The 4,665-nt window shown below is 74.0% G+C and carries 3 protein-coding genes and 1 pseudogene; 1 reads left to right on the plus strand and 3 read right to left on the minus strand.

The window, feature by feature from the left end:
• On the plus strand, window positions 1-304 hold a 304-nt coding region (locus AC0CYZ_RS19990), incomplete at its 5' end, for a hypothetical protein (protein WP_472218494.1).
• Between the two features lie 374 nt (window positions 305-678).
• On the opposite strand, the gene treY is transcribed toward AC0CYZ_RS19990, so the two are convergent.
• The 3 genes and pseudogenes from treY to AC0CYZ_RS20005 form a co-directional block, all read right to left on the minus strand.
• The gene (gene treY, locus AC0CYZ_RS19995; protein WP_472218496.1) at window positions 679-3,111 is read right to left on the minus strand and encodes a malto-oligosyltrehalose synthase; all 2,433 of its coding nucleotides are present in this window, start codon (window positions 3,109-3,111) and stop codon (window positions 679-681) included.
• Window positions 3,112-3,174: 63 nt separating this feature from the next.
• Window positions 3,175-3,561 carry a hypothetical protein gene (locus tag AC0CYZ_RS20000; protein WP_472218498.1) on the minus strand — a complete coding sequence of 129 codons (387 nt, stop codon included), beginning with the start codon at window positions 3,559-3,561 and terminating at the stop codon, window positions 3,175-3,177.
• A 6-nt stretch (window positions 3,562-3,567) separates the two neighbouring features.
• Window positions 3,568-4,665: pseudogene (locus AC0CYZ_RS20005) on the minus strand (glycogen debranching enzyme); the annotation flags it as partial.

A 4,665-nucleotide genomic window follows, 5' to 3' on the forward strand; every position in this document is an offset into this window, starting at 1 on the left:
CGCCGTCCCGCTGCTGTCGATGGTCGCGATCGTCGTCGCGCTGGTGTACCGCCGGCGCGACCGCCGTCGGGTCGGGATCCCGCTCTCCGAACGGGGCCACGTCTCCGAGGAGGCGATCCGGGCGGTCACGGGGGAGCTGCCGGTGGTGGGCCCGGTCGACGAGGGCGAGGCGCCGACCGAGCTGCTGCCGCCGGTGCGTGACGGTGCCGCGGTGGACGCGGAGACCGAGGTCCTCCCGACGGCGTCGGCGCCGTCCCGCCGGCCTCGGGTCGTGCCCCTGGCCCCGCGCTCCGACCGGCGCTGAGGGCCGGTGGACCTGCGCGCGGCGCACACAGTCCGACCGACGCCGCGTTCGGTGTGGTGTGGACCTGCGCGCGGCGCACACAGTCCGGCCGAGGCCGCGTTCGGTGTCGTGTGGACCTGCGCGCGGCGCACACAGTCCGGCCGAGGCCGCGTTCGGTGTCGGGTGGACCTGCGCGCGGCGCACACGAGGTGTGTGCGGCACGCGTCGGTTCTGCCGTGACCGAGGGCGTCTGCGGGGAAAGTGTGCGCGCGACGCGCAGGTTCGCCGATCAGTCCGGCCCCGCGTTCTCGAGAGGCACACCTGGCAGGCGAGCAGGGGTCGGAACAGGCCCAGTGTGCTCGTGATCATGGCCGGGCGGCGGCCGAGCGGGCGGCTCAGGCCGGGCGGACCAGCAGCGCCACCGGGTAGCGGGCGAGCAGTTCGCCGAGCCGCGGGGTCGACCCCTGCACGGGCATCCCGGTGACCATGTCGGTCCAGTCCTCGGCCCCGCCGGGGAGCGGGAGCACGGTGTCGCGCCAGCCGCCGTCGGCCTCCAGGCCCGCGGGCAGCCGCGTCGCCACCGCCACCAGCTTCTCGCGCCCGGCCGGGCCGCCGCGGGCGAAGGCCACCGCGTGGTCGGCGGCCGGTCCGGCGGCCGGCACCGGGGCGTACCCGTAGAAGAGCTCCGGACGGAAGCGCCGCAGCCGCAGCGCGGCCGCCGTGACGAGCAGCTTGGCGCCGCGCACGTCGTCGGAGTCGGGGTCGTCGCTCGCCTCGACCGGCCCGGGCATCCAGCCGCCGTCCAGGCGCGCGAGGAGCTCCCGGCGGCGGGCGAAGTCGACGGGGCGCCGGTTGTCGGGGTCGACGAGCGAGTACTCGATCAGCTCCGTGCCCTGGTAGACGTCGGGGACGCCGGGGCCCGCCAGCTGCAGCAGCTTCTGGCCGAGCGCGTTCGAGCGGCCGAACCGGTCGACCAGCCGCACGAAGGCCTCGACGTCGTGGACGGTCTCCTCCGAGGCGAGCACCGCGTCGGGCCACGCGGCGATGGCCTCGTCGACCTCGGGGACGGCGTCGACGTGGGCGGTGACGAGCTTGGCCTCCTTGGCGGCCTTCGTCAGGTAGTCCCGCATCCGCTCCGCCGTGATGGGCCAGGCGCCGATCAACGACTGCCAGGCCAGCAGCTCCAGCGACGGCGAGGTCAGGCCCGGCTTCGGGAGCGGGTGGCGCGCGGAGAGCTTGCGCAGGAAGGCGCCCCACTCCGCGGTGAGCTCCGAGAGCACGGCGAGGCGGGCCCGCACGTCCTCGGAGCGCTTGGTGTCGTGGGTGGACAGCGTGGTCATGGTCGCGGGGGTGGCCGCGTCCCGGTGCGCGTTCGCGGCGTGGAACTCGGTGGGCGTCACCCCGAACCGGTCGGGGGCGCCGCCGACCTCGTTGAGCGCGACGAAGCGGTTCCACCGGTAGAAGGTGGTGTCCTCGACGCCTTTGGCCGTCACCATCCCGCTGGTCTGCTCGATCCGGAGGGTGAGCGGCCCGTCCGGGTCGGCCAGCATCCCGGCGCGGATCCGCCGCACGACGTCCGCGAGGTCCGGACGGGCCGTGGCCGCCGTGTCGACCGCCCGGTCGAGGTCCGCCCGGCCCTCGGGCAGGTACGAGCGGTACACCGGGTACGCGGCCAGCAGCTCGGCCACCGCCTCGACGGTCGAGCTCCGCTCCGCTGCGTCTCCCGCGTCCTGCACGACCTCCGGGGCCTCGTCCCCGGGCGGGACGAGCGCCGCGATCCGGCGCACCTCGGCCACCAGGATCTCGTCGGTGACCAGCCGCTTGGCCGCGTGCTCGGCGATCGAGAGCCGTTCGCGGGCGCCGGTGTGCTCGGCCGCGACCTGCTCGATCAGCGACTCCCCGCGCGGGTCGACGAAGAGACCGCACACCTCGCGCAGCGCGTCGTAGCCGGTGGTGCCGTCGGCGGGCCACGACGTCGGGAGGGCCTCGGTGGTCCCGTCCGAGCGCAGCGAGGTGATCTTCTCGACGAGCAGCCACGCCTCCTCGCCGAGCCCGGTCTCGCCCAGCCGGGCCCGCAGCCGCTGCAGGTACGCGCCGGGAGCGGTCAGGCCGTCGGGGTGGTCGATGCGCAGCCCGCTGATCACGTCGGGGTCGGCGGCGATCCAGCGCAGCACCTCGGCGTGGGTGGCCTCGAAGACCTCCGGGTCGTCCACCCGCACGGCGGCGAGGTCGGAGACGTCGAAGAACCGGCGGTAGGTCAGCTCGGCGTTGCCCCGCCGCCAGTGCACGAGGCGGTAGTGCTGGCGCTCGTGGACCTCCTCGGCGGTCCCGGAGTCGCCGGTGCCGGGGGCCACGGGGAAGCGGTGCTCGTAGTAGCGCAGTTCGGAGCGGTCGTCGGAGAGCTCGAGCCTCTCGACGTCTTCGGGTGACCCGAGGACCGGGAGGAGGATCGGCACCGACAGGTCGACGTCGTACCACGAGGCGTACGGCGACGCGGGGCCCTCGCGCAGCAGCGACCACCACGACGGGTTGACCGCGGGCACGGCCACACCCATGTGGTTGGGCACGAGGTCGAGCAGCGCGCGCATCCCCGCCTCGCGCAGCGCCGCGACGAGCGCCGTCCGCCCCGGCTCGCCGCCGATCTCGTCGTTCGCGTGCGTCGGGTCGACCACGTCGTAGCCGTGGGTCGAGCCGGGGGAGGGCTGCAGCAGCGGCGAGCAGTACAGCGCCCCGACCCCGAGGTCGGAGAGGTACCCGACGAGGTCGGTGGCCGCCGCGAGGTCCTGGTCGGGGGCGAGCTGGAGCCGGTACGTCGACGGCGGGATCACGCGGGTCAGGCTACAAGCCGGGGCCGTCGTCCTCATGATCAGCCGACCGCGGCGCGGCGGGCCTCAGATCGGCGAGCCGTAGTGGCTCGGGACGTCCTGCCGGGCCTTCGCGCAGAGCGCGTCGAGCTCGTCGAACCCCGGCGGCATGCACAGGCCCAGGCCGTCGAGGAGCTCGTCGAGACCCACCGTGCCGAAGGTGCCCGCGTCGGGGTGGTGCAGGTTGAGCTCGGCGAGGAAGCCGGCCAGGAACACCATCGCCTCGTCGGGATCGTCCGCCCAGAGGTAGGCGATCACCTCACCGGCGAGACCGCCCGGGTTGACGTGACGGGGTCGGCCCCGCTGCCGCCAGCCGTAGAGGAGCCGGTCCGCCGACGAGGCGATGAACCCGCCCTGCAGGATGCGCCGGACCCGGATCGGGATGGGCCGGCTTCCGCCCTGCGGCTGGGTCATGGGTGATCAGGCCCCCGCCCCCGTGCGCTGCAGGAGCAGCATCGACCGCGCGACCACCGTGAGGGTGTCGCCCCCGCCGAGGGTCTCGAGGTCGTCGGGCAGCTCGTCGACCGTCGTGGTGGCCGAGGTCCGGGCGGTCCCGACGACGACGGTGCCGGTGACGGTGTCGAGCACGGTGCCCCAGCGGTCGGGCAGGCCGGCGCCGGGCAGGGTCACCTCGACGTCCTCGTAGTGGGCGTTGAAGATCAGCAGGAACGAGTCGTCGACGACGCGCTCGCCGCGCTGGTCGGACTCGAGGATGCCCTCGCCGTTGAGGAACACCGTGAGCACGGCCGCGGAGCCGGCCTCCCAGTCCTCGTCGGTCATCTCCTCGCCGGAGGCGGTGAACCAGGCGATGTCGCGCTGGTAGTCGTCGTCGGTCTCGGACGGAGCCGCGGGGCGGATCTCCCGGCCGTTGAAGAAACGGCGCCGCCGGAACACCGGGTGCGCGGCGCGCAGCGCGGACACCTCGCCGGTGTACGCCATGAGCCCGAGGTCGGACTTCTCCGGCGCCCACTCCATCCAGGAGATCTCGGAGTCCTGGCAGTAGCCGTTGTTGTTGCCGTACTGGGTGCGCCCCATCTCGTCGCCGTGCAGCAGCATCGGCACGCCCTGGGAGAGGAAGAGCGTCGCGAGGAAGTTCCGGCGCTGACGCTCCCGCAGGGTGCGCACCGCGTCGTCGTCGGTGGGGCCCTCGACGCCGCAGTTCCAGGAGTTGTTGTCGTCCGCGCCGTCGTTCCCGCCCTCGCCGTTGGCCTCGTTGTGCTTCTCGTTGTAGGAGACGAGGTCGGCGAGCGTGAAGCCGTCGTGCGCGGTGACGAAGTTGACCGAGGCGTACGGCCGGCGCCCGTCGTCCTGGTACAGGTCCGACGACCCGGTCAGTCGGGCGGCGAACTCGCCCATCGTGCCCGGGGTCCCGCGCCAGAAGTCGCGCACGGTGTCGCGGTACTTGCCGTTCCACTCGGTCCACCCGGGCGGGAAGTTGCCCACCTGGTAGCCGCCGGGGCCGACGTCCCACGGCTCGGCGATCAGCTTGACCTGCGAGATCACCGGGTCCTGCTGGAC

This window comes from Actinomycetospora sp., from assembly GCF_055612215.1.